Origin of the sequence: Fontivita pretiosa (assembly GCF_050410795.1) — a bacterium.
Taxonomy (GTDB): Bacteria; Planctomycetota; Phycisphaerae; order Tepidisphaerales; family Tepidisphaeraceae; genus Fontivita; species Fontivita pretiosa.
Map to the genome: position 1 here is coordinate 3,957,443 of NZ_CP191258.1, position 25,894 is coordinate 3,983,336.

Sequence of the window (25,894 nt, forward strand, 5' to 3'; positions counted from 1 at the left end):
CCGCATCGTCACTACAGGAAGCTGCGTATTCCCGCGTTCACGTCCTCAAAGTACTCAAACGCATCGCTCCAGCCGGTCAGCTCCAGGACCTGGCGGACGGTGGCGGTGGGGGCGCACAGCTTCAGCGCACGTCCACTCTGGCCGAGTTCCTCGGTCACATCCACCAGCGCCTCGATGCCCCGGCTGTCCACGAACGGAATCGCCGCCGCATCGACCAGCACGCGTCCAAGGTTTCGGCGCACCAGATCCAGCGCGCGCGATTTGAACTGCTCGGCGTCGGCCTCGATCAGCGGCCCCACCGGCTTGAGCACCATCACCGCTCCCTGTGTCAGCTCGTGAATCTCCATGATCCATCCAGGGATGCCGGCAGAAGATTGAGGGATCAAGGGCGCGTCGATCCTTCATCCCTTTCGCCTTCATCCGTAGCTGCTCACGCCGCCTTCGCCTGCGCGGCCCGCGCCGGCAGGGTCAGCGTGAACGTGCTGCCCTTGTCCAGTTCCGATTGAACCGTGATGTCTCCTCCGTGCAGTCGCGCAATCTCCCGTGCCAGCGCCAGTCCCAGGCCGGTGCCCGTGATTTTGCCCACCCGAGGATCCTTGGCGCGATAGAACTTGGCGAAGATCTTCGGCTGCTCGTCGGGGCTGATGCCGATTCCGGTGTCGATCACGTCGATCACCAGCGTCTGCCCCGAAGCGCCCTCGACCCGCGCCGCAACCGTCACCTTGCCTCCTGCCGGCGTGTACTTCAGCGCGTTGCCCAGCAGGTTGTGCAGCGTGACCAGCAGCTTGTCGCGGTCGCCGACAATCACCGGCAGCTTCGGCGGCAGATCGAAGACCAGCTCGATCCGCTTCTCGGCCGCCTGCGGACGATAGTCCGATGCCAGCTCGTCGAAGACCTTTTCCAGACGCACGTCGTCGGACTTGAGCTGAAGCGAACCGGCCTCGATCTCCGCCATCGACAGCATTTCCCCGACCATGCGTTCCAGGCGGCGGGTCTCATGACTGAGGATGTTGAAATGTTCGCGCAGGACCGCCGGGTCGGTCTGCCTGTCGTCCAGCGCCGCTTCCAGGCACAGCCGCATGTTGGTCAGGGGTGTTCGCAGCTCGTGGGTGGCCTGGGCGACGAAGCTGTTTCTGGCGGCGTCGGCGACGCGTTGCTGGGTGATGTCTTCGACGGTAACCAGGGCGCCGCCGCAATCGTCACGGCGCAGCGGTCGCACATGGACCCGCAGGATTCCCCCGCCGTGATCGTCTTCGCGGCGAAGCTCGAAGGTTCGCCTCTGACCCGAGCCGCGGATGATGCCCTGGACCGCGTCGCGCACCGCCGCGTCTCCGATCAGCTCGCCGATGGGCTTGCCCAGCATCTGGTCGCGCCGCAGTTGCAGCAGCGCCGCCGCCGCGCCATTCACGTGACGCGCCGATCCGTTGGCGTCCACGACGATCATGCCCACCGCCAGCGCGTCACAGGCGCTTTCCAGCTCGGCACTGGCGGGGGGCACGGCGCCCGGATCGCCGGGCGCCTGCTGTGCGTGGTTGTTTCTGTTGATTTGAGTCGCGGCGCCCAGAGACTCGCGCACTCGATCCGCCAGCCCGGCGCGTCGCAGTCTTTCCGTCTGCTCCAGAAGCTCGTTCCATGCCTGCGCCTCCGGACCCAGGTCCGCTCGCAACGACAGAGCCTCAGGCGACAGCTCCGCCGTGCCCGCGGCGGCGGCCAGAAGCGACTCGCGGATCAGCGACAGCGTGGCCAGCCGGGCCCGCGCCCGGCGGTACAGCAGCAGCATCGCTGCCAGCGACACCACGCCGATCGCTCCGATCCCGGCCAGCAATTCCCAGGTTCTTATCGTGCCGGTCGTCGCCGCTGCCGAAATGTGCAGCACCGCCGCTCCCTTGCCGCGAACCAGCAGCGGCTGATCGACAACCATCCGGTTGCCGGCCTTGCCATTGGCTGTCGGCTGCTGCGTTGAATGCATCGCGTCATCGATCGGACCGCTCGGCCAGTGCGATGGAGGATGCACCAGCGTGATCCGGCTCGGATCGGAGTCTGCCAGCACCGAACCATCCGCCAGCACCACGCGGCACTCATCCAGCCCGTACTGTTGCCTGGCTTGAACCAGCAGCCGCCGCAGCGGCGAAAGATCGTCGCCTGCCAGAAGCGACTCGGCGCTGGCCGACAGCACGCTGGCCAGCACGCGGATCTGCTCGCCGCGGACAGTTCGCCAGGCGTGCTGTTGCTGGCGATGGCTCCACCAGGCGGCGGCGGTGATTGCCAGCAGCAGGATGCTTGCCGCAGCAAGCCCCACCGAGCCGATCAGCGTCTCGCCGCGCAGCAGCCAGCGTCGCCGCTGCATTGACGCAGGACCTGGCGCCGTCGCAGGTGTATCTGCGGCAACACCGACCCCAACCACATTCGTAGCGCTCAAATCCTGTTCCGATCTCACACGACACTCCCGGCGCATCGCCCGAAAACGGGGCACCGACGCCCGCTTGCTCGGGCATGCTCATCGTTGAAATCGGCCCCCCGGGGCAGGCGCGTTAGGCGCGGACAGGTGGATTGCTCCAGATTTGCCGACCGAACGCCCGCGCACAGCGTCCGGTAACCCGCGCGGCCACGCGCGGATCACAGCCATCGTCCCCATCCGATAATCGGAAAACAAACCCCCGCCTGATCAACAGGCCCGCCAGAACAGACAATCTTCCACGCAATTCCCCCACAGGCTCAGGACTGTCCAACCTCCAGGCGGATGTACTTCTCCAGCGTCAGGCCCTTGCCCTTCAACCAATTACCGACCGAGCCTTTGAAAACCTGCGGGTTGAAGAACTCCTGGTCCAGCAGCACGCGCTCGGCATAGAAGCTGTTGAGTTTGCCCTCGGCGATTTTCTCGGCAATCTGCTGGGGCTTGCCGCTGGCCTTGGCCTGCTCGATGGCGATCTCGCGTTCCTTGGCGACCAGCTCGGCGGGGATCTCGGCGCGGGTCAGCCCCAGCGGCCGCGCAAAGGCGATGTGACCTCCGAGCTGGCGGATCGTCTCCTCATCGGCCTGTCCCTTGAAGCTCATCAGCACCGCGATCTTGCTGGAAATCGCATAGAGGTATGCCCCGGCGCGTCCGCCCGCGGGGGCCGTCAGCACCACCGCCCGGCCAAGCTGAACGTTCTCCCCGGTCTGCTGCGCGGCGCTGGTGACCTGTGCCGCGATCTCCGCGTCGCTCCTGATGTCCAGCGAAGGGTTGCTCAGAAGCTTGGCCGTCGCACGCTCCAGAATCGCGGTCACGACCTGGCTTCGGGCGGTGAAGTCGGTGTTGGTGTTGACCTCGACAGCCACGGCGATCCGCTGGTCCGGGCTGGTCGCCACCGCGATCCGGCCCTCGCCGGCCACACGCTGCGTGATCGAGGTCTTCACGCCCTTCTTGCGGGCAATTTCGATGGCCTTGTCGATGTCCCCGCCCGCCTCGGTCAACAGCTTCTTACATTCCATCATTCCCAGGCCGGTCTTGGCCCGCATTTCATTCACCAGCGCCGCGGTAATCTGTGCCATGGTCGTTTCCGTTTCTCGCAATTCGGTTCACGTCTGGGCATTCAGCGGATTCTCGAATCCCGCGTAATGACGGGGCAATGCCCAAAATCCGCCCACCAGGCCCACAAGCCATCCGCCCGGCGGGCGAAAAACCCTATCCGACCCGCCCTCACAACGCAAGCAGCGGTGGATTGCAGTCGCCCTGGGCGCGCAGCACCGCCATGACTGTGCCGCGGCGGGAAGCGCATCAAGGTCGCGTGTCGGCAACGTTGTTCGCGATCACCGCGTTGGGGCTTTGGTTGTCGATGCGGATCGATCCAGTCACGATGTTGTCGGTGACGACCGCCTTGCCCACCCCCGGCCCAAGCTGTACCTGCGGGTGATCCTCGGCGAAGCTGCATCCGCGGATCAGCACCGTGCCGCCGCGCGCCTGGATGGCGTGGCGGTTCTGCTTCTTGCCGTCCCAGTTGTTGAACGTGCAGTCGGAAAAGCCGACCAGCCCCTTGCCGTCGATGATGGCGATCTGATTGCACGGCCCCCAGAAGGCGCTGTTGACGAATCGTACCACGCCCTTGTTGGTGCTGTTGACACGAATCATCGTCGGATCCGGGCCGCGGAAGCTCACGAACTCGCCGTTGGTGATCAGCAGCCCGAAGCCGGCGCAGTCGTCCACGACCAGCGCGGTCTGGCAGTCGTCGGCGCCGATCCCGAGGAAGTTGCCATTGCACAGGCCATTTTTCGTTTCGATGAACCGGTAGCCGACCTTATATCCGTAGCAGAAGGTGTTGGTGACGTATTGCCAGTCGGTCCGTCCGAAGATGAATGCTTCGCCATTGTCCATCTGCCACTGGAACAGCTTCTCGGACATGCTGTACCAGGGGTTCCAGTGAACGTTTTCGATGCGGCCGATGTCATAGATCTGATCGACGTAAACGCCGCGACGCAGGGGCTGGCCCTGGATGTTGCGGATCAGATGCCGGTGAGCGAGCGTGGCGTCGATGCCGTTGTAGGGGTTGAGCAGCTCGCAGTCGAGAATGGAAGGGTTGTTGCCGCGAAGCGCCACGGCGTAGGGGTAGGGCGTGGGGATGTCGGTCGTGGTCTGGTTGGGATAGTAGATCACCACGCCGCGCAGCGTGCTGTTCGTGTTGACGGTGATGAAGGCGGGGGCGTCTTCGGTGCCGGCGTCGGCGGTGACCAGAAGCGTCGTGCCGTCGTCGGTGGGCTTGGGCTGGCCCTGATCGCGAACGCCGGCGTGCGCGGGGACGCTGGTCCAGATTCCCTGGAGGGTGACGGCCGGCGGGATGTTCAGCCGGCCGGCAAACAGGAAGTTGCCGCGCGGGATCAGCACGGTTGCGCCGCCCGCAGCGCCGGCGGCGTCCAGCGCCTTTTGAAAGGCCGCGGTGTTGTCGGTCCTGCCGTCGCCGACGGCGCCGAAATCCAGAACGTTCAGAATCGCTGCCGCGGGCAGATCAAGCCTGGTGCTCATGGTTTGGCCTGTACTTGCCGAAGGGGCTGGGTCTGGTGTGGACTTGGAGGTTGTTGCCGTGGCGCAGCCGGCCAGGACCGGCAGCAGCAACAGGCACGTCAGCAGCATTAGTTTTTTGTGGATCATGAGGGGCGTGCCTCCGCTGGCGGGCCGGCGGGCCGGCCCCACGACAGACTCTACCGCCGATTGGATCAGGCGGAAAGATTCGTCCATTTACGCAACACGCCAGGCCGCACTTGCATTCAGCCTGCGGTCGCTCAAGGTCGCCAGGATGCATCCAGGCGATCGAAGAATCGCTGCCGGGTCGGGGGCGGAAACTCGTGGGCGGCGTCGGGATGCTCGACGAGAAGGCGATCCTCGGCATGCAACGCGCGATAGGCGACGCGGGCTTTCTCGACGCAGTCATCCACGCCCTGTGGATCGAAGTTGTCGTCTCGCAGCGGCGCGTTGATCAGCACCGTTCGCGGTGCCAGCGCCGCCAGGATGTCGCCAAAATCGAACGGCATCTTTGCCGGGTCGTTGTGGTAATGCGTGGCGACGCGTGGCATGTACTGATCCAGGCTCCAGGCGGAAATCTCCCCGCCGCGGTAACGGGCAAAGCTCGTGAACCCGCAACTGCTGATGATCACACGGACGCGCTGGTCGAAGGCGGCCAGGAAAAGGGCGTTGTGCCCGCCAAGCGAATGTCCGATCACCCCGATCCGCAGCGGATCCACCTGAGGCAACGATTCGAGCACGTCGAGCACGCGCATGTGGTTCCAGATGCCCTTCATGGTGGTGCTGGCGTAGCCCCAGGCGTAGACGCAGCGGTGCGCCTCGCCGAAGCCGGGGTAATCCGGCGAAATGGTGACATAACCGCGCTCGGCCAGGTGCTGCGCGTAGGCCAGGTCCGGCGTGTCGTGCGGCAGGGTTGAAAGCCCGACGGGCTGATCCTTGCCGGCCGGCGTGGTCTGGTGCAGGCAGAGCATGGCCGGCGCGGTGGGGCCGAGATGCGATTGCCTGGGGATCAGGATCCAGGCACGAAGCACGCACCATCCGCCGGGGTCGTACCGCTCGGTATGCAGGGCGATTTTTCTGCGGATGATTCGATCGGTGATGAGTTCTTCGATGATGCTCACGTGTGGCGGCGGGCGGTGCTGCTGCTGGGGCAGAGGTCCCATGACCTGCTGCATCGCCAGCAGGAGCCGGGCGCGCTGCTCGGTCCAGAAGTCCGGGTGGTTGGCTGGGTTCATGTGAAGCGGACGAGATTTCGCTTGATTAAACGTTAAATCAGAGTAGACTCTGCCGCCGAACCGCTGTCAAGGCCGCGCCGCGAAAGCCGCCGCGATCGTGGTCGGCCCGGGTCACGGCCGTCTCGGGCGCGCGAGGTGCCTTCGGATGGATGATGTTCTCATTCCCCAAAGCTCGGAGATCTCCCGCACGGGCCAGACGCCGCTGACACGGGCGGCGGACGCGCAGCCCGTTGCGCCAGCAGAGCCGCTGTATCGCGTCGGGACTCTGGTGTACACGCGGCGGGCGCTGGTGAGCGTGTTCCTCTGGATGCTCTGGGGGAACTTCTGCTTCACCATGATGGAGATGATCCTGCCGCGCCTGCTGCCGCTTCAGTTGCAGGCGCTGGGGGCGTCGAACTTCGCCATCGGACTGCTCGTCGGAACCATCCCCAGTGCGATGAACTTCGTCATCGCCCCGATCGTCAGCTTCAAGTCCGATCGCTACCGCAGCCGACTGGGAAGACGCATTCCATTTCTGCTCTGGCCGACGCCGTTTCTCACGCTGTTTCTGGTGCTGCTGGGTTACTCGACATCAGCGGCCGAGGCGCTGCGCGGCTCGAGCATTCCCGCGGCGCTGGGCCTGTCGCCAACCGCCGTCGCGCTGGCGTGGATCGGGCTGCTGGTGATCGGGTTCGTCTTTTTCAACATGTTCGTGGCGTCGGTCTACTACTACCTGTTCAACGACGTCGTCCCGCCGCAGTTCCTCGGACGCTTCATGGCGCTGTACGGCGTGGTGGGAACGATGGCGGCGTTCGTGTTCAACCGCTGGATCTTCGGCTGGGCCGAGCACCACATGAAAGAGGTCTACCTGGGCGTGTCGGTGCTGTACCTGGTGGCGTTCATGTTGATGTGCTGGCGAGTGCGCGAGGGCCAATACCCGCCCCCGCCGCCCAGTGATCCAAACTCCGGCATCTTCTCTAGCATCTGGTCGGGGGTGCGCACCTACTTCAGCGAGTGTTACTCGCATCCGTACTACCTGTGGTTCTTCCTCGGTACGGCGTTCTGGAGCGTCTCGCAGGCGTCGGCGGTGTTCATGGTCTTCTTCGCCAAAAACATCGGGCTGAGCGTCGATGACTTCGGCAAGGTGCTGGGGTGGCAATCGCTGCTGGCGGCGGTCATTCTCTACCCGATCGGCACGATCGTCGATCGCCTGCATCCGCTGCGGATGGTGCTCTTCGGCATCACGGCGCTGATTCCGTTCAACCTCGTCTTCTTCTTCGCTGTTCATGGGTACAACTCGTTCCTGATCGTCTCGCTTTTGTCGCTGCTGCCGACGGCCATCTTCGGCGCCGCCAACCTCCCGATGTACATGTCCATCCTGCCGCGCGAACGCTACGGGCAGTTCTGTTCGGCGCAGGCGATGGTCAACGCCGTGCTGATGATCGCCGGCACGGCGCTGGCCGGAAAGTTCATGGACTGGATGCGCAACGACTACCGCTACCTGTATGTGTGGATGCTGCTGTTTCAGGTGCTGGCGGTGCTGTGCCTGATGTTTGTCTATCGCGGCTGGCGTCGTTACGGCGGGCCGGGAAACTATGTCCCGCCGCAGGTCGGCATTGCGCCTGCTGCGGGACTGGCTTGGGCCAGCATGGAGCCGGGGCAGGCCAGGAGTGAAGGTTGATGGACGGCGTGGAACCAGCGCGGCCGGTGTTGTATCGAGTGCGGCCCGTCGCCAGCGCGGCGCAGATACTTCTGGACTGCGACTGGGATCACCCCGCGTGGAGCGGCGCGCCGCCGATCCCCATCGATCGCTTTCACGCCCGCAGCTCCGATCATCGTCCAGTCGCCGCCGCTCGCCTGCTGTATGACGATCAGGCGTTGTACCTGGCGTTTCGGGTGCAGGATCGTTTTGTGCGGTGCGTTCACGGCGAGTACCAGGGCCGGGTTTATACCGATAGCTGCGTCGAGATGATGGTCTGGCCGAAGTGGCAGGCGGGGTATTTCAACTTCGAGGTGAACTGCGGCGGGTCCTTGCTGCTGCACTACAACGAGCTGGAGACCGCGCCAGACTCGCCGGCGCCGAAGATCACGAAAACGACCCCGCTGCCCGCGGCGCTCGGCAGGCAGGTGCGGATCGTCGCCACCATGCCGCGCCTCGTCGAGCCGGAGATCGTCGAGCCGATGGCCTGGCAGATCCGCATGCGCATCCCGCTGGCGGTGCTGGAAAGCCAGGTCGGGCCGCTGGGCACGCTGCCCGGGCAACGCTGGCGAGCCAACTTCTACAAGTGCGCCGACGAGACCTCACACCCGCACTGGGCAAGCTGGGCCGAAGTCGGGCCGGAGCTGGATTTTCACAAGCCACATCAGTTTGGGACGATCCTGTTCGAATGAATCGAGGCTGCAAAACACGGAACCACACGCCGCATGATCCCCATCATCGATGCTCATCTTGACCTGGCCTGGAACGCGTTGTCGTGGAATCGCGATCTGACCGAGCCGCTGGCCATGCTGCGCGAGCGGGAGAAGGGCATGACCGACGACCCGGCGCGGGGCAACGCGACTGTTTGCCTGCCGGAAATGCGCCGCGGGCGGGTGCTGCTGTGTCTGGCGACTATCCTTGTGCGCGCCAAGCGGCACGTTCAACCGCCGCGCGGGCATCTGCGGATCGATCTGGACGTCGGCACGCAGACGATCGCCTGCGCCACCGCAAGAGGGCAACTTGAGTATTACCGGCTTCTGGAAGAAGAGAATGAGCTGCGGATCATCCATAACCGCGCGCAGCTCGATCAGCACTGGCAGCATGCGCAACAGAATCCCAACGGACCGATCGGGATCATCATCGCGATGGAAGGGGCCGATCCGATCGTCACGCCGGCGCAGGCGCAACGGTGGTTTGATGACGGACTGCGGGTCGTCGGCATCGCGCATTTCGGGCCCAGCGCCTATGGCGTGGGCACGGGCGATGCCGGGCCACTCACCCTGGCGGGCGTGCAGTTGCTGCGCGAGATGGATCGGCTGGGGATGATCCTGGACCTGACCCACAGCTCCGATCCGACGTTCTACCAGGCACTGGAGGTCTTTCGTGGCCCGGTGCTGGCCAGCCACAACAATTGCCGCGCGCTGGTGCCGGGCGACCGGCAATACTCCGACGAGCAGATCCGGCTGATCATCGAGCGTGGCGGGGTGATCGGAGCAGTGCTGGACGAGTGGCAGCTTCGCGCCGGCTGGGAGCGAGGCAAGACCGACCGCAACCTCGTCACCCTCGACGCCGTCGCCGACAACATCGATCACGTCTGCCAGCTTGCCGGTAACGCGCGGCACGCGGCCATCGGATCGGACCTGGACGGCGGCTTCGGCACCGAGCAGTCGCCGGTCGGGATCGAGTCGATCGCGGACATGCAGAAGCTGGCGGACGTGCTGGCCAATCGCGGCTACCGGCAGGCTGACATCGAAGCGATCTTCCACGGCAACTGGCTGCGATTTTTCCGCGAACACCTGAAGGGTTGAAGCACACATGAACGAAACGAAGCCGAAGAAGCTAGGCGTATATCCCGGCGGGCAGGATACGTCCACCGGGCCTTACAGCCCGGGCGTGGCGGTAGGCGAGCTGGTCTTCGTGGCCGGGCAGGGACCGCTGGATCCGCAGACCGGGCAGATCGTCGGCACCACGATCGAGGAGCACACCGAGCTGACGTTGAACAACGTCAAGCGCATTCTCGAAGCCGCCGGTTGCACCATGGACGACTGTGTCAAGACCACCGTCCACCTGAAGGACATCGGCGAGTTCGAGCGTTTCAACGCGGTCTATCGACGATTTTTCAACAAGCCCTACCCGGCGCGCACAACGGTGCAGTCGGTGCTGTGGAGCACGATTCGCGTCGAGATCGACGCCGTCGCCATCCGCGGCTGCGGGCAGAACAAGACCGGGAACACACCATGAGCCAGCCGCAGTTCACGCAGATCGCCCGGGGAATCCCGGGCGCGGAAGGACCGGTGTTCGATAGGGCGGGAAGACTCTTCGTGGTCGAGCCGCCTGCCGGCAGGATCCTTCAGATCTACGACGATGGCCGAACACGCGAGCACGCGAATACGGGCGGCATTCCCGCGGGGCTGGCGGTCGATGCGGAGGATCACCTGTGGGTGGCGGACATGAGGCGCGGATTGCTGCGCGTCAGCCCCGATGGAACTGTCGAAGGTGTCGTCGAGCGCTTCGAGGACAAGCCGATCCGCGGCTGCAACGACTTGACCATCGATGAACAGGGGAACATCTACTTCACCGCCCCGGCCGGGTCCAACGCCGACAATCCGGTCGGCGAACTTTACTGCCGGCTGATCGACGGCCAGGTGCTGCGGCTGGATCAGGGCTTTGCGTTCTGCAACGGGATCGCGCTGTGGCCGCGCGGGAAGATGCTGGTGGTGGCCGAGACGTTCACCAGGAAGCTGTGGGCGTACGACGTTGTCGCTGCGGGGCGGCTGGCCAACAAGCGTGTGTGGGCGACGTTGTCGGGCAGCCATCGCGGCGGGCCGGACGGCATCGACTTCGACATCGACGGCAACCTGCTGGCAACCAACTGGGGCGGCGGAGCGATCGAGGTATTCGATCCGCACGGCAAGCCGCTGGAACGCATCGCCACGCCATTCGAGCAGCCTTCGAACCTGCATTTCGGCGGCGCCGACGGCTGCGACCTGTGGATCACCGAGCACACCAACAACGCCGTCTGGAAGACCCGCTGGCGCCGCCCGGGGCTGCTGGCGATCCGGCGCATCTGAGGAGTCAACATGCGAATACTGATCACTGGAGCATGCGGTTGTCTGGGACGTGCCGTGCGTCGCGCAGCAGCAGCGCAGCATCAGCTCGTGCTGATGGATGTCGTCGAGCAGGTCGAGCGCGAAGGCGGGATTCGCGCCAGCGTCACCGATGAGCAGGCAGTCCGTCGCGCGGTTGAAGGATGCGATGCGATCATTCATACCGCTGCCCTGCACGGCGGGCATCGCCACACCCACACCAAGCCGCAGTACATCGCCACCAACGTCATCGGCGCCGAACACCTGTTCGACGCGGCGATCAAGTCGGGCGTCAGGCGCGTGGTCATGGCCAGCACCATGGAAGTGCTGCTCGGCCAGAGTTGGGACGCCTACGGCACATCCATGCTGGACGAGTCGCTTCCGCCGCGGCCGAACTGGATTTACCCGGTCACCAAGCTCCAGGTGGAGATCCTGGGGCATCATTACGCGCAGAACCACGGACTGGAGGTAGCGCAACTGCGGTACGTGGCGTTCGACGACACGCCGATGCACAAGCTCGGGCTGTCGCTGATCTGCCGGTACATCAGCTCCGACGACGCCGGCCAGGCGACGCTGCTGGCGGCGACCAGACCCGGACTTCGCGATGAGGTCCTGTGCATCAGCAATGACAGCCCGCTGCGACAGCAGGACACCAACGACGCCCTGCGCGATCCCAAGGCCGTGCTGGAACGCCACTGGCCCGGATCGACGGCATTACTCCAGAAGCATGGTCTGGCTCCCGATCCGGCGCACTTCTGGCCGATTACCCGAAACGACAACGCGAAGCTGAAGCTTGGCTGGCAGCCACGGGATACGTTTGAGGCGTTCCTGCGGCATCTGGGTTGGCAACGTCCATCGTGATCACAGGGATACCCACGGCCATGAAACTGATTCGTGTCGATGCGTATGAAGTGGTGGTGCCCGCTCGCCCGGGGCGCGTCAACAGCGAAGAGTACGGCCCGCCGATCTGGGACATGATCCCCAAGCTCGTCGTCGAGTTCCACACCGACGACGGGCTTGTCGGACTGGGCGAGGGGCCTCGCAGCTCGGGCGAGACGACGCTGCGGTCGGCGTGCGCGCAGCTCGCCGGACGCGACCTGCGCGCGCTCTGTTTCCAGGAACCGCCGCTGCTGGACCTCTCGTCGCATGACATGTTCGCCGTTGCCAACCCCAGGCGTCCTCACCGGCTGCTGGAACGCAACTTCAACAACTACGATCATCTTGCGGTGCACGTGGCGCTGCTCGACCTGCTCGGCAAACACACCGGCCTGCCGCTGTGCGCGCTGATGGGCGGGGCGTATCGCGAGCGCGTGGCGGTGGACACGTGGATGGGACGGATGACGCCGCAGGACTCGGCGCGAATCTGTCGCGAAGCCCAGGCGCTGGGTTTCCATGGCGCGAAGATGAAGTGCGCTCTGGAAGACGACAACGTCGCCCGCGCCCAGGCGATTCGCGACGCCTGTGGCGAGCAGTTCAAGCTCACGTTCGATCCGAACCATCGCTTCTACCGTTTTGCCGAAGCGGCGCCGCTGGTGCGGCAGCTCGCCGCCGTCGGCAACCTCGGCTGCGTCGAGGATCCCTTTCCCAAGGGGGATCTGGAAGCCTATCGCATGCTGCGCCAGCTCGCGCTGGCGCCGATCGCGCTTCACCTGCCGTACGATTCGATCCTGATCGAGGCGATCCGCACTCATGCGTGCGATTTCGTCAACCTCGGCGGCACGCCGTGGGACATCAAGCGCGGCGGGGAGGTCTGCTGGCTGGCGGGAATCCCCACGTGGCACGGATCCGGGGTCGATCTGGGAATCCTGGAGGCATGCTACCTGCACACGGCGGCGGCGACGAAGTCGATGTGGCGCCCGTGCGACATCTTTGGCCGAACGATTCGCGAGCACAACCTCATCACCAACCCCATGATTGCGCAGGACGGCTCCATGCCCGTGCCCGCCGGGCCGGGGCTGGGCGTCGAGCTCGATCGCGATGCCCTGGACCGCTATACGAAACGGCGGTTCTCGTTTAACGTCAGCGGGTGATGACCGAGTCGATGGAATTACTGGATCGCTACGACGTCACGTGGGATTCGCCCAGCGCCGACATTTCCGGCACGATGCCGCTGGGCAATGGCGACGTCGCCGTGAACGTCTGGGTCGAACGCAGCGCACAGCGTGACGGCGAGCTGCTGCTGCTGATCGCCAAATCCGATGCCTGGGACGAGAACTCGATCAACCTGAAGCTCGGACGAATCCGAATCACGCTGCGCCCGAATCCATTTGTCCAGGGAGGCTCGTTCCGGCAGACGTTGCGCCTACGAAACGGCCAGATCGAGATCGCTGCCGCGGATGTTGCGCTGCGCGTCTGGGTCGATGCGAATCATCCCATCATTCACATCGATGCCGACGGCACATCGCCTTTCGAAATGCAGGCGGCGCTGGAGATGTGGCGGACCGAGCCGCGGCAGATTATGACCCAGACCGGCGACATCTTCAAGAACCTCCAGGGGCCTGATCCTTATCCGACGACCATCTGGCCGGACCATGTGCTGTCGCGCGGCAACCGGGTGATCTGGTGCCATCATAATCAGCGGCGCCAGCCCGATGGCTTTGAGATCAACATGAAGCTCCAGGGTCTGGGCGGCTTCATCGAGCAGATGCCGCACCCGCTGGTTGGTCGCACTTTTGGCGCGGGGATGCAGGGAGCGGAGTTTTCGGCGGTCGATGCGCTGACGCTCGCCGCGCCGGCACGCTGCCGACATCGGTTGTCGATCCACGTCCTGACGCTGCATCCGGCGACCATCGAGCAGTGGCAGCAGCGGATCGAGTCGATGATGGATCAGTCGCACGAGGATACCTGGCAGGAGCACCAGCGATGGTGGTCGGACTTCTGGAACCGGAGCTGGATCTACGTCACGTCGCAAAGCGACCCGGACAACGCCTTTTGCATCACGCAAAGCTACATCCTCCAGCGTTTCATGAATGCCAGCGCCGGGCGGGGGGCTTCGCCGATCAAGTTCAACGGCTCGCTGTTCACGGTCGGCAGGCCGGAAGATCCGGACTTTCGACGCTGGGGCGGGCCGGGGTTCTGGTTCATGAATCAGCGGCTGGTTTACTGGCCGATGCTGGCGGCGGGGGACCTGGACCTCATGCTCCCGTGGCTGCGGATGTATCGCGATCAGCTTCCGCTCCAGCGGCATCGCACCAGCACCTACTATGGCCACGGCGGCGCGCATTACCCGGAGACGCTCATGTTCTGGGGCGCCGAGGTCAGCGCGCACTACGAATGGATTCCATTCGAGCAGCGCGCCACCCCGGAGGCGCAGTGCCCTTACGTGCGCTATTACTGGTCCGGTGGAATCGAGCTGACGCTGATCCTGCTGAGCTACTACCAGCACAGCGGCGACGAGCGGTTCGCGCAGGAGGTGCTGCTGCCCATCGCCGACGCCGTCACGCAGTTCTACGACGAGCACTACCCGCGCGATGCTGCCGGCAAGATCCGATTCGAGCCTGCCCAGTCGCTGGAGACGTGGCACGAAGCCGTGAACCCGCTGCCGGAGATCGCCGGCCTGCGCTACGTGCTCGCGAAGCTCGTGAAGATGCTCACTCCCTCTTCCCCCTCCCCCGGTACTCCGGGGGAGGGCAGGGGTGGGGGTTCTTCTTCGAGAACCATTACACTCTCGACCTCGCAACAGAACCCTCACCCTAACCCTCTCCCTGAGTACAGGGAGAGGGGACAAGAGGGCGATCTCTCGGAGTTCCGGGAGAGGGGATTGGAGCGAATGGTTGCTCGCTGGCGGCGCATGCTGGATGAGCTTCCGCCGATACCGACTGGTCAGAAGGATGGCCGCCGCGTCGTTCTGCCGGGCGAGCGATTCGATCGCAAAAAGAACTCGGAAAATCCGGAGCTGTACTGCGTGTTTCCGTATCGTCTGTTTGGCCTGGGCAAGCCCGATTTGCAACTGGCGCGCGACACCTTTGCCGCCCGACTACATCAATCGCACGATTGCTGGTCGCAGGACGATATCCAGATGGCGCTGCTGGGATTGACCGATCAGGCCAAGCAGTGGATATCGCGGCGTGCCTCGCCCGCTTCACACAGCGACAGCCGCTTCCCCGCGTTCTGGAATGCCTTTCACGACTGGGTTCCGGACATGGACCACGGCGGGGTGCTGCAACTGGCGCTCCAGCTCATGCTGATGCAATGCGAAGGCCGGCAGATTCTGCTTCTGCCCGCCTGGCCGCCCCAGTGGGATGCCGATTTCAAGCTCCACGCGCCGTACCAGACGATCGTCGAAGGTCGCGTGCGCGATGGAAAGATTGTCGATCTTCGCGTCTCACCAGCGGAGCGCGCCGCGGACGTCGTTCTCTGTCGGCCCGTCACCGAGACCAGTTCTGTTTGAGATACTCGATGTAGAACATCGCGTTTTCCACCGGCACGTTGCTGGGGATGTGGTTGCCCACCGCGAAGAAGAAGCCGGGGCACTTGCGCGCCAGCGGCAGCGTGGCGTCGATCTCGGCCTGGATCTGCTCGCGGGTGCCGAAGGTGAGCGTGCGGCAATCGAGCTTGCTGCCCATGATCACGTGGGTTTGGCCGTATTTTTCGACGACTTTTTCCAGCGGAACGACCGGTTCAAAGATGAAGCCGTCGGCGCCGGCGCGGGCGATGTCGTCCAGAAACATCGACCAGTCGCCGTCGGAACAATACAGCACCTTCTTGCCCGCGCGCTTGAGCACCGACCACAGCTCGGCATATCTGGGAAAGATCGCCCGGCGGTAAAACTGCGGGTTCATGAACGGGCCGCTCGTCCACACCATGTCGTCGTGACACAGGAAGACTTCGATGCTCGTTTTGGCCTGGGCCTTGTAATAGTGCATGCTCAGGCGAAAGAAGCTGTCCAGGACCTTTTCGAACTGCTGCTGGTCGGTGGCGGCTTCCAGGAGCATTTCCCAGCCGAACGCCTGGATGGCGCCGGAGATCAGCGTGTTGTAGTACCCGCCGGGGAAAACCTGGTTGGGACGTTTCTTGCGCGCGCGAGCATAGGCTTCCTCGTAGTAGCGAACCAGCTCCTCCTGGTCGGGCACGCCGTATTCCTTCTCGGCGTCGAAGGCCCAGACCTCCTCGACGCTGTGAAACGGGCAGGGCTTGGGTTCGCGGCGATCGCGCCCACCTTCCAGGAAATCCGCGTGTCCCATGTCCGTGACCCGCCCGCGCTTATCCCAGGGGACCGGCCCGTCGTTGGTCGCCCAGATGAAATCCATCTCCCAGCGGTCATCGAAGCACTCCAGATGCGGCAGAAGCTGCTTCAGATGTCGCTTCAGGGCATCGTTGGTGCAGTAGTCGGTATGGGCGATCCGCGGCGTGGGGCGGAGATAAATCGTGTCCAGACCAATCTGATAGCTCATGAGGTTCGTCTTGTGGTGTTGAGGGGGATTGTACGGCAACGGGCGGTTGGAGGCACGCGCGGCGCAGGAACGGAGCCAAACGCTGCGATCACTTGCGATCGATCTCGCGTACCATCGACGAGACCTTCTGCATGTCCAGTCGCAGCAGGGCGATCTGTTTCTGGCCGGAGCCGGGAGCGGCGTCGGCGACGACCTGAACAATATCGGGAGTGACCACGCGGGAGATTTGAACCTTGGGCAGCTTCAGGTCTTCGACAAGCCGACCGGTGTTGGGGCCGAACACGCCCTGGCCGTAGATGAGCCAGCCGCTGTTGTCCGGCAGCCAGGCCAGAGCGTTGCCGGTGAAGTTATGGGTATCCAGTCCGGGCATGACGCCGGCGGGATAGACGTGCTCGGCGACGAGCTGGGCGTTCTGACTGCTGGGCTGGATCTGATAGCACAGCAGCAGGGCGTTGCCGCTCTGCTCAAAGAGGATCGCCAGCCGCGTGTTGTCGAAGGAAAAAGCCATTCCCGTGGGTGTCAGCGGCCAGCGCGGATCCAGTGACGTGATCGCGGCGGAATTGATCTGTCGGCCAGTCTCCAGGTTGTACACCAAAACCGTCGGGATGTTCTGGACCTTAGCGGTGATGGCGGCGAGCATTCCGTCGGGGCTGACCGCCAGCGTGTTGCCGATCGTCTCGAAGAAGGGCGTGGCGATGAGCCGGGCCGGTTGATCGGAGAACATCTGCACGACCTGAAGGGTGCAGGCGTCGCTGCGTTGCCAGCGGATCAGCAGGCGATCGGTGCCGGCGAATCCGACCAGCTCCGGCCAGCCCAGCGCGTTGTCCAGATAAAGCACCTTGGCGACGCGTTGATCCACGAAGCTCCAGACCTGCACCGACAGCCGCGGAAACGTCGCGATCCGCGCCAGGTACACGCCGTCGGGGCTCAGCACGTACTTGTTGCCGCCGGGTTCGGAGGAGGCGGCGAACCTGGCCTGGCCGTCGTGCTCCCAGGTGCGCGTGTCCCACAGGTCGATCTGCATGTTGCCATCGACCTGTCGGCGCACGGCGATGTAGGGCGAATCGGTCAGCGGGCGGATCACCTCGTCAAAGGCGGGTGGAATCGGCGCGGCCTTGGACAGCTTCACCAGCGGGGAACTGCTGATCGGCGGCTCGGTCGGCGACGGTGACGGCGGCGTTGGGGTCTGGGGCTCTGTCGTGGGTGGGAGGCTGGTGTTGTTCGTCGGCGCGGGGCGGATGGTCCGCGGCTGGCGCGCCGCCAGCAGTTGCTTCTGTTGTTCCTGCGAAATCCACGCCATCCCCTGGGCGATGGGGCTGGCGGGCACGACGTCCGGGCGCTTCGTGGCCACTACGATGTTCAGCGCCAGCGTGTTCAACCCCCACATGACGATGCCCGCGATGCCCAGACCCAGAAAGAACCCGATGCTGGCGAACAGAGCCGTCGGCGCGATCTCGTAGGGCTGAAGTCGGAACAGCAGCCACAGCGCCGCGGTGGAGATGGCCACGCCCGCCAGACACCCCAGCACCAGGGCGATGAGCTGTCCGTCGCCGACGAGCCACATGACCACGCCGATGGCCCAGGCGGGCAGATACGTCGCGAACGCTCGCCAGCGATCGGCGATGGGCATCTGGAAGCGATATCTGCGTCCGGCGGCGCGGATCATCGCCAGCGACAGCGGCGCGATCAGCAGCGAATAGGCCAGGATCAGGATCGCCAGCCGCGCGAGCTTGATCCACAACACGGGCGTTTCGGATCGCGTCAGGCTCTGGTATCCAAGCCACAGCAGCGAGCCGACGGTCAGCACGATCGGGGTCCAGTAGTCAAGCTCCTTGGCGTAGGCGAACTTGAAGCGGACGTTGGTTCGGCCGGTGCGAAGCGGGGCGACGGGTGGCGACTCGGCGTCGGTGAAGGGTTCGCCCGGCGCGGCGCGGGCCATACCCGATCCGCCGCTGGTCATGCTCGCGTCGATGGCATGGAAGCTCTTTTCCAGCTCGGCCAGCTCGGCGATGGCGTTGAGGTCCGGGCCGCTGTCGATATCAGCCTGGGGCACCTGGAAGATGTTTCCGCACTGCTTGCAGCGTACCCGCTTGCCGGCCATGGCGTCCGGCGCCTGGTACTTTCGTCCGCAAGTGGTGCATTCGGCGGTAATGGCCATTCCGAAACGTGCCCCTCAAGACCATGACACTGACGGGTCAGGAAAGTTTCACCCCAAGATGCAGAAAGATCAAGTCGAACCCAAAGGGGTTATCGCGCCTCGGTATGTCGGGCCAACGCCAGTCGGTTGTGTCGCTTAATGGAGATGTCGATCGCCATTTCGATCGCCGAGCGCATCGAGCCGGGATTGGCGCGATTTCGTCCGACGATGTCGAAGGCGGTGCCATGGTCGGGGCTGGTGCGGACGATGGGCAGGCCCAGCGTAAGGTTGACCGCGCGGTCGAACGCCAGCAGCTTTACCGGAATCAGCCCCTGGTCGTGATACATGGCCAGCACGGCGTCGAATTTTCCGTCTCTGGCGGCCAGGAAGACGGTATCGGGCGGATAGGGGCCTGTTGCGTCGATGCCCTGATCCCGGGCCATGAGGATCGCCGGCGCGATCAGCCGTTCTTCCTCGTCTCCGAACTGGCCGTTCTCGGATGCGTGGGGGTTCACGCCCGCCACCGCGATGCGCGGCCTGGGGATATCGAACCAGTTGACCAGGGCATCGTGAAGCAGTTCCAGCGGCTGGAAGATGGCGCCGATGTTGAGTTTGCCCCACAGTCCCATCAGCGGGATGTGCACGGTGGCCAGCGCGACTTTCAGTGGTCCGCCAGCGAACATCATGCAGTATCGCCTGGCGCCGGTGCGGTGGGCGAACAGCTCGGTGTGCCCGGGATAGTGATAGCCTGCCAGCTTCCAGCTTTCCTTGGCGATGGGCGCGGTGACGACGGCATCGACCAGGTGTTTCTGGGCGGCCTCGATGGCGTCGAGGCAGAATCGCATCGACGCTTCGCCACCCATTTTGCTGGGGCTGCGGATGGCGGTGCCGAGCATGGAATACTGGTCGTAATCGACGACGACGACGTCGTGCGGGTAGGCGCGAAGCCGCCCGTTGTACTGGTCTCGCCACCAGAACACGTCGTACTCGGCCAGGTCGGCGGCGTAGGCCAGCAGCTCGTTCATCCCATAGATGATGTAGCGCGCGCGGTGCCGCAGGATCGGGTCGGCCAGCGCCTTGACGATGACCTCGGCGCCGATCCCGGCCGGATCTCCCATGGTGATCGCGATGGTCGGTCGATACTCCACCGGATGCTCCCGCGGACGATGATCGGGCGGCGATTCGCCCCGCATCACCCGTGCAATAAAAGCCTAAGCCGCCGATGCGAAATGGCAAATGAGAAACGGAAAAATCGGCGGCTGCGGATTGTCCGCCCCGTCTTTTGCGGATTTATTGTTGACTTTATGGGCAGAGCTGTTCCGCGCAGCAGGCGCGCTGCTGCGTGCCTGCCTGAATCGCCTCCGCAGGCATGGTTCTGCACGCAGCCCCGCCCCAGTCAGAACCGCACCAGGTCGTCGATCCTGACCGGCAGGCCGGTATTGAACGATTGGTTGGCGGCGATTCCCGTCAGGATGGACATCGCGCCCTGAACATGATCGGCGCGATGGCCCAGGGGATCCTCTCGCCTGGTCGGGGAGAACAGGTCTTCCAGCAGCCGCTTGTCTGCCCCGCCGTGCCCGCCTTCGCTGGTCGCCGGAAACTCGATCTTCATGGGCTTGCCCCACAGCGGGCGAACCAGGATGTTGATCGGCTCGGTGACCACATACTCTTTGGCGTCCCGGATGTCGGGACGATTGGCGTCGGTGTCCGATCCGCTGACGTAGCTGTTCTCCTGGACCTCGTACTCCAGCCGGCCCTTCGTGCCGTTGAAGGCCACGCGATACCCCTCCCAGGGACTGTAGGCCGTCAGGTGATACGTCATCACCGCCCCGTTGCGATACTTGACCATCACCGCCATGTCGTCTTCGATGCTGATCCCGTCGGAAAAGACGCTGCGGTCGCGGAAGTATCCGTCCTCGTGCTCGGCCTTGAGGTACAGCTCGCGGAGCTTTTCGTTCTTTTCCAGGTGCAGGGCGAACGGGTCGTTTTTGGCGATCTCCGAGCCGTGGGCCCGATCGTAGAAGCTGGTGATGCCGCGCGCTTCGGCGTTGGCCCGGCCGTAGAAGACCAGATCGCCCATCCCGAAGACGATTCTGGGGGTGCTGTTCAGCCACCAGTTGACCAGGTCGAAGTGATGCGTGGCCTTATGGACCATCAGCCCGCCGCTGTTGCGCTTGTCGCGATGCCACCGTCGGAAGTAATCAGCGCCGTGGCTGGTGTCCAGCAGCCATTCGAAGTGGACGCTCTTGACATCGCCGATGATCCCGCTGCTCAGCAACTGCTTGACCTTGGTGGTTCGCGGCGCGTAGCGGTAGTTGAAGGTGACGGTGAGCTTTCGGCCGGTGCGCTTGATCGTGTCGATGATCTGCTGGCACTTCTCGGCGTCGATGGTCATGGGTTTTTCGGTGATGGCGTCGCAGCCGGCCTCCATGGCCCGGATGATGTAGGTGTGGTGCGTGCGGTCGATGCTGGTGACGATCACGCAATCGACGTTGTGTTGCCGGATCATCTGCTCGAACTGATCGGGCTTGTAGGTGGGCAGGGGCTTGATGCCCAGCTCCCTGGCGTAGTGGGCGTTCCAGTGATCCATGCGGGTCTGGTTGATGTCGCAGAAGGCGACCAGCTCGCAGGTGTCGGCGTAGTCCTTGAGCAGCGCGCGGCTGAACATGGCGGAACGGGAACCGAGCCCGACCAGGGCATAGCGTTTTCGTGACGTACTCACTCCAACTCCTTGGGCGAAAAAACCCGGATATCGCGTGCGTGTGGAAAACCGATTGGACAATTGTAACCGGATCGCGCGCCAGTGCCAGTTTCTGCTATGCTCATCGGCCAACCTGATGGAAAGGAGCCGGATTCATGTCCCAGATGCCCCCGCAGCAGCCGCCTCCGACGAGCTATGGAGCTTTCCCGCCGCCCGGTGCGGCACGCACCAACGGCATGGCCGTGGCCAGCCTCATTTGTGGATTGCTCATCTGCGTTCCGGTGCTTACGAGCCTGCTGGCGATCGTCTTTGGGATCCTGGGGATCCGCAAAGCCAATCAGACTCAGGTCGGCGGCAAGGGGATGGCCATCGCAGGGCTTGTGCTGGGGGTGCTTGGGATACTCGGCTGGGTTAGCTTCGGTACCGCCAGCTACATGGGGTTCCACGCACTCAAGGACCGCGTGCTACAGCCCGCCGAGCAGACCGGCTCGGCCTTTTTCACCAGCCTGGCTGAAGGCGATACTGCCAAAGCACAGAGCTACACGACAGGCAAGCTCAGTTCCGCCGAGCTGGAGTCGCTCAGTGCGCAGCTCAAGGGGTTGGGTTCGTTCAAGGATTTTTCGATCAGCCGCTTCGACGCCGACTCCAGCGGCGGCAACAGCATTCACATCGTCGTCGCCGGGAGCGCCAACTTTCAAAACGGAAGCAAGCGCTTCACCGCGACGCTGGTGGGGGACGTGGGCCAGAAGACAGTCAAGATCCAGGACTTGACGCTGGAGTGAGTGCCGGGAAAGCATTGGCTCTTGTTCGTGGCCGCAAACAGTGCTCAACGCCGAGTCGCAGAGGGTCAATGCGGCTTTGAGCGCAGTGCCAGCTCCGCTTGCTCGCGGCGATTGTTTTCGTTTGAATTTACGTATCCGGGGCGCGGGCAGCAGATTGCTTGGCGTTGCTGCGTGCAGGCGCCGCGGATTTCATTGGAGTATCCATGTCTGAGCAAAGCACGTCCGGTCACGCTGCGCACACCAAACCGGCGGATTCGCAGCAGGGGTTGCGCGGGTCAATCCATCGTCCGATCAACATCACGTTCATGGGCGCCGGCTCCAGCTTCTGTCCGACGCTGTGCCGCGACGTGCTGCTGATACCCGGCGCCGATCGCGGGGAGTTTCGGCTTTGCGACATCGATGAAAGCCGCCTCTCCACGATGTACCAGGTCATCGGCAAGCTCATCCGCGACTGTGGGCGCGAAGATGGCTGGACCGTGCGCGCCAGCACGAACCGCCGCGAGCTGATCCCCGGCACTGATTACGCCGTCTGCTGCGTCGAGGTCTCCGGTACCGCGTGCGTCGCCTGGGACAACGACATTCCACTGAAGTACGGGATCGATCAGTGCATCGGCGACACGGTAGGTCCGGGGGGACTGTTCAAGGGTCTGCGCACGGTTCCGGTATTTCTGGATATTCTGCGCGACATCCGCGAGCTGGCGCCCGGCGCGATCATGCTCAACTACACCAACCCGATGAGCATGCTGGTGCTGGCGGCGGGGCGGGCGGTGCCGGAAGTGCCGGTCGTGGGGCTGTGCCACAGCGTTCAGGGAACCAGCCATCTGCTGGCGAAATACGCGGAAGTTCCGTATGAGCAGATGGAGTGGGAATGCGCGGGGATCAATCACCTGGCGTGGTTCACCAAGCTCCGACACAACGGACGCGATCTGTACACCAGTGTGCTGTACGAGAAGTTCGCCCGTGAAGTCGAAGAAGGAATCCGCGAGGCCGAAGCCGGGCGGGCGCCGTTCGATTCACGGGATCCAACGCACGGCAATCACATCTCCAAAACCTGGCAATACGAGGACCTGGTGCGAAAGGACATGTGCCTGCACTTCGGCGCGTTCATCACCGAAAGCAGCGGGCATCTGAGCGAATATCTGCCGTATTACCGCAAGAGCGAGGCCGGGCGAAAGCTGCTTCGCCTGGGGTACAACGGCGGCAGCCGGTTCTATGCGACCAACTGGCCGAGCTGGCGCCGCGCCGCCGACGAGCAGCGGATGCGTCTGGTTCACGGACAGGAACAGATCAAGCTCCAGCGATCCTGGGAATATGCCTCCTGGATCATCGAGGCCCGCGAGAAAGACGCGCCGTTCCGCATCCACGGTAACGTGATGAACAACTCCGAGAAGCCCGGAGTTCGCGGATCGGGCGAGGGAGGAAAGCTGATCACCAATCTGCCCGGCGACGGATGCGTCGAAGTCGCCTGCATGGTCGATCGCAACGGCATCAACCCCACCCGCTACGGCGCGCTGCCTTCGCAGATGGCGCACATCTGCTACAGCAACATGGCCTACTTCGACCTCGCCGCCAAAGCGTGCATCGAACGGAGCAAAGAGGTGGCGATCCAGGCGATGATGTTCGACCCGCTGACGGCCGCCATTCTTTCGCCGCGCGAAATCCGGCAAATGACACTGGAATTGTTTGACGCCGAACGCGAGTACCTGCCGGGATACCGTTGAAATGGATACGCAACTTTTTTCAGACATTGCTTCGATCTGGCGGCTTTCAGCCGTCAAGTCCCGCTCGATCAGTCCCGAGAACTTCACGGGCGAAAAAGGCAAGGGGGCCATGGCCACCGAGGGCACCGGCAAGCAGTGCGCCCGGGAGCTTGGGGTAGGCTGGAAAATCTCGCCGTCGGTGCGGATCGAGCCGCATCAGACGTTCACGCTGTGCGACATCGCCGGCCCGGGCGGAATCCAGCACATCTGGATGACGCCCACCGGTCGCTGGCGGTCCAGCATCCTTCGCATTTACTGGGACGATCAGCCACAGCCCAGCGTCGAGTGTCCCGTAGGCGACTTCTTCGCCAACGGCTGGGGAAAGTATGCCCAGGTTTCCTCGCTGGCGGTCTGCGTCAACCCGGGCAGCGGGTTCAACTGTTACTGGCCGATGCCGTTCCGCAAGCGCTGCCGGATGACCTTCGAGAACCGTGATGAAGAGACGATGACGCTGTACTACCAGATCGACTACGCGCTGGGAGCTGTGCCGGATGACGCGGCGTATTTCCACGCGCAGTTTCGCCGCACAAACCCGCTGCCGTACAAGCAGGTCTACACGATTCTGGACGGCGTCAGGGGGCGCGGGCACTACGTGGGCACGTACATGGCCTGGGGTTCGCACAACAGCGGCTGGTGGGGCGAAGGAGAGATCAAGTTTTACCTCGATGGCGACGGGGAGTTTCCGACGATCTGCGGCACGGGCACCGAGGACTATTTCTGCGGCAGCTACGGGTTTCAAAATCCCCTGACCAGACAGTACCAGGAGTACACCACGCCCTATGCGGGCATGCCGCAGGTCATTCGCCCGGACGGCGAATACCAGTCGCAGCAGCGTTTCGGCCTGTACCGCTGGCACCTGACCGACCCGATCCGCTTCGAGCAGGATCTCCGCGTGACGATCCAGGCGCTGGGCTGGAAGAGCCACAAGCGCTATCTGCCGCTTCAGGACGATATCGCGTCAGTGGCGTACTGGTATCAGACCCTGCCGACGGCGCCGTTCCCGCCGCTGGGCGATCGCGACGCTTTGGAAGTGATCTGACGCCCGGTTCGCAGGCTTACCCGCTCACTGCCCGGAAATGGTGTCGATCCCTTCGAACATGCGCACCAGTCGCGCCCGCACGTCGGCCGGCAGTGGTGGGCGCTGCATCGACGCGATGTTCTGCTCCAGGTGCTCGATGTTGCCCGTCCCGCTGAGCACAACATGAATGCCCGGCTCGTCCCGGCAGAAACGGTATGCGGCATCGACCACGCTGGTGGCTGCGCCATCGCGGACGACGAATCCCAACGGGTCGTCGGCGTCCTGAATCATCGCCGGATCGAGCCTGCCCTCGGCAATCAACCCGGCAATGATCTGTCGCAGCCGCTCTGGCCGGCTCAGCGCCGCGCGGACGGCGAACATGCACAACACGCCGACGTTCTTTTCGATTGCCCGACTCAACACCCGCTGCCGCGCCGACTGGTTGAGAATGTTGAACCCCACCATGATCACGTCCCAGCAGTCATCGCGCATCGCGCGGCTGAGCATGGCGTGGCCGGGATCGCTGTTGAAGCCCTCGGTCACGCCGACGGCGCGAATCTTGCCCTGCTGCTTGAGCTTGAGCATCTCGGGCACCAGGAGCTGGATCGCGTAGTCGTATTGGCTGGGCCGCAGTGCGTGAAGGTGATACACGTCCACATACTCCGTGCCGAGCCGACGCAGGCTCTGCTCCAGCCCCGCGCGCAGATCCTGAGGCGTGACGGTCGTCTGCGTATACATGCTCTTTTTCGTGGACAGCACGATCGAGGCGCGATCCCGTTCACGAATGGCCTGCCCGATGATTTCTTCCGTGTCATACCCCTCGGCGGTGTCGATGAAGTTGATGCCTCGATCCAGCGCCCGGCGGACGATCTGGATGGATTGTTCGACAGTCCGCCCGTGCTGCTGGCCCAGCCGACTCTGTCCGCCCCCGCCCAGTCCCATGCGCGACACTACCATTCCCGTCCGCCCAAGAGTGATCTGGTCCATGTTGGCAGTTATCACGAGCGTCGCGCGGGTTGGTCAAGGGCAGTGGCGATCCTTTCATCGCGTGCGCAGCGGAGCGTGCGGGATGCGGGCTGGTGGTGTTACGACAGGAGCCGATATTTCCCTT

21 protein-coding genes are annotated in these 25,894 nt (G+C 63.9%); 11 read left to right on the plus strand and 10 right to left on the minus strand.

From position 1 onward, the window contains the following. Positions 1-11 precede the first annotated feature (11 nt). From ACQS5P_RS15965 to ACQS5P_RS15985, 5 genes are all read right to left on the minus strand, one after another. Positions 12-347 (minus strand): STAS domain-containing protein, encoded by a 336-nt coding sequence (locus ACQS5P_RS15965; RefSeq protein ID WP_428937612.1) that lies wholly within the window; start codon positions 345-347, stop codon positions 12-14. Positions 348-430: 83 nt separating this feature from the next. Then, positions 431-2,347: a sensor histidine kinase gene (locus ACQS5P_RS15970; RefSeq protein WP_428937613.1), complete on the minus strand. Its 1,917-nt coding sequence runs from the start codon at positions 2,345-2,347 to the stop codon at positions 431-433. A 368-nt stretch (positions 2,348-2,715) separates the two neighbouring features. After that, complete coding sequence (tsf, locus tag ACQS5P_RS15975) at positions 2,716-3,531, minus strand: translation elongation factor Ts (protein ID WP_428937614.1); 816 nt, start codon at positions 3,529-3,531, stop codon at positions 2,716-2,718. Between the two features lie 226 nt (positions 3,532-3,757). Continuing rightward, a complete protein-coding gene (locus ACQS5P_RS15980; protein WP_428937615.1) occupies positions 3,758-4,996 on the minus strand; it encodes a glycosyl hydrolase family 28-related protein in 1,239 nt (412 codons plus the stop codon). A 257-nt stretch (positions 4,997-5,253) separates the two neighbouring features. Further along, positions 5,254-6,228 carry an alpha/beta hydrolase family protein gene (locus tag ACQS5P_RS15985; RefSeq protein WP_428937616.1) on the minus strand — a complete coding sequence of 325 codons (975 nt, stop codon included), beginning with the start codon at positions 6,226-6,228 and terminating at the stop codon, positions 5,254-5,256. 145 nt (positions 6,229-6,373) lie between these two features. Between ACQS5P_RS15985 and ACQS5P_RS15990 the strand changes: the two genes are divergently transcribed. From ACQS5P_RS15990 to ACQS5P_RS16025, 8 genes are read left to right on the plus strand one after another with little or no spacing between them, the layout of a single operon-like run. Next, entirely contained in the window at positions 6,374-7,888 is a 1,515-nt protein-coding gene (locus ACQS5P_RS15990; protein ID WP_428937617.1) for an MFS transporter, read from the plus strand. Next, positions 7,888-8,598, plus strand: coding sequence for a carbohydrate-binding family 9-like protein (locus tag ACQS5P_RS15995; RefSeq protein ID WP_428937618.1), 711 nt, complete (start codon positions 7,888-7,890; stop codon positions 8,596-8,598). Before ACQS5P_RS15990 ends, ACQS5P_RS15995 begins: the two co-directional genes overlap by 1 nt. Before the next feature lie 33 nt (positions 8,599-8,631). Then, positions 8,632-9,714: a dipeptidase gene (locus ACQS5P_RS16000; RefSeq protein ID WP_428937619.1), complete on the plus strand. Its 1,083-nt coding sequence runs from the start codon at positions 8,632-8,634 to the stop codon at positions 9,712-9,714. Between the two features lie 7 nt (positions 9,715-9,721). Beyond that, positions 9,722-10,147, plus strand: a complete 426-nt coding sequence (locus ACQS5P_RS16005; protein ID WP_428937620.1) for a RidA family protein — start codon at positions 9,722-9,724, stop codon at positions 10,145-10,147. Further along, positions 10,144-10,977, plus strand: coding sequence for an SMP-30/gluconolactonase/LRE family protein (locus tag ACQS5P_RS16010; RefSeq protein ID WP_428937621.1), 834 nt, complete (start codon positions 10,144-10,146; stop codon positions 10,975-10,977). The genes ACQS5P_RS16005 and ACQS5P_RS16010 overlap by 4 nt, the downstream gene beginning before the upstream one ends. Before the next feature lie 9 nt (positions 10,978-10,986). Then, on the plus strand, positions 10,987-11,853 hold the full coding sequence (locus ACQS5P_RS16015) for an NAD-dependent epimerase/dehydratase family protein (protein ID WP_428937622.1): 867 nt from the start codon (positions 10,987-10,989) through the stop codon (positions 11,851-11,853). A gap of 20 nt (positions 11,854-11,873) precedes the next feature. Next, positions 11,874-13,022, plus strand: coding sequence for a mandelate racemase/muconate lactonizing enzyme family protein (locus tag ACQS5P_RS16020; protein ID WP_428937623.1), 1,149 nt, complete (start codon positions 11,874-11,876; stop codon positions 13,020-13,022). Beyond that, positions 13,022-15,382: a DUF5703 domain-containing protein gene (locus tag ACQS5P_RS16025; protein ID WP_428937624.1), complete on the plus strand. Its 2,361-nt coding sequence runs from the start codon at positions 13,022-13,024 to the stop codon at positions 15,380-15,382. Before ACQS5P_RS16020 ends, ACQS5P_RS16025 begins: the two co-directional genes overlap by 1 nt. Here the strand turns inward: ACQS5P_RS16025 and ACQS5P_RS16030 are convergent. The 4 genes from ACQS5P_RS16030 to ACQS5P_RS16045 form a co-directional block, all read right to left on the minus strand. After that, positions 15,360-16,385 (minus strand): uroporphyrinogen decarboxylase family protein, encoded by a 1,026-nt coding sequence (locus tag ACQS5P_RS16030; protein WP_428937625.1) that lies wholly within the window; start codon positions 16,383-16,385, stop codon positions 15,360-15,362. The two genes, ACQS5P_RS16025 and ACQS5P_RS16030, sit on opposite strands and share 23 nt — an antisense overlap. Positions 16,386-16,473: 88 nt before the next feature. Further along, positions 16,474-18,543, minus strand: coding sequence for a hypothetical protein (locus ACQS5P_RS16035; protein WP_428937626.1), 2,070 nt, complete (start codon positions 18,541-18,543; stop codon positions 16,474-16,476). Between the two features lie 89 nt (positions 18,544-18,632). Continuing rightward, positions 18,633-19,715: a 4-hydroxythreonine-4-phosphate dehydrogenase PdxA gene (gene pdxA, locus ACQS5P_RS16040; RefSeq protein ID WP_428937627.1), complete on the minus strand. Its 1,083-nt coding sequence runs from the start codon at positions 19,713-19,715 to the stop codon at positions 18,633-18,635. 203 nt (positions 19,716-19,918) lie between these two features. Continuing rightward, positions 19,919-21,244 (minus strand): Gfo/Idh/MocA family protein, encoded by a 1,326-nt coding sequence (locus tag ACQS5P_RS16045; protein WP_428937628.1) that lies wholly within the window; start codon positions 21,242-21,244, stop codon positions 19,919-19,921. A gap of 134 nt (positions 21,245-21,378) precedes the next feature. Between ACQS5P_RS16045 and ACQS5P_RS16050 the strand changes: the two genes are divergently transcribed. The 3 genes from ACQS5P_RS16050 to ACQS5P_RS16060 all read left to right on the plus strand — a co-directional run bounded on the left by ACQS5P_RS16050 (position 21,379) and on the right by ACQS5P_RS16060 (position 24,804). Beyond that, positions 21,379-22,005, plus strand: a complete 627-nt coding sequence (locus ACQS5P_RS16050; RefSeq protein ID WP_428937629.1) for a DUF4190 domain-containing protein — start codon at positions 21,379-21,381, stop codon at positions 22,003-22,005. Positions 22,006-22,208: 203 nt separating this feature from the next. Beyond that, a complete protein-coding gene (locus ACQS5P_RS16055) occupies positions 22,209-23,726 on the plus strand; it encodes an alpha-glucosidase/alpha-galactosidase (protein WP_428937630.1) in 1,518 nt (505 codons plus the stop codon). A gap of 1 nt (position 23,727) precedes the next feature. Next, positions 23,728-24,804 (plus strand): glycoside hydrolase family 172 protein, encoded by a 1,077-nt coding sequence (locus ACQS5P_RS16060; RefSeq protein ID WP_428937631.1) that lies wholly within the window; start codon positions 23,728-23,730, stop codon positions 24,802-24,804. A 24-nt stretch (positions 24,805-24,828) separates the two neighbouring features. Here the strand turns inward: ACQS5P_RS16060 and ACQS5P_RS16065 are convergent, their stop codons facing one another. Next, positions 24,829-25,770 (minus strand): aldo/keto reductase, encoded by a 942-nt coding sequence (locus ACQS5P_RS16065; RefSeq protein ID WP_428937632.1) that lies wholly within the window; start codon positions 25,768-25,770, stop codon positions 24,829-24,831. Positions 25,771-25,894 lie beyond the last annotated feature (124 nt).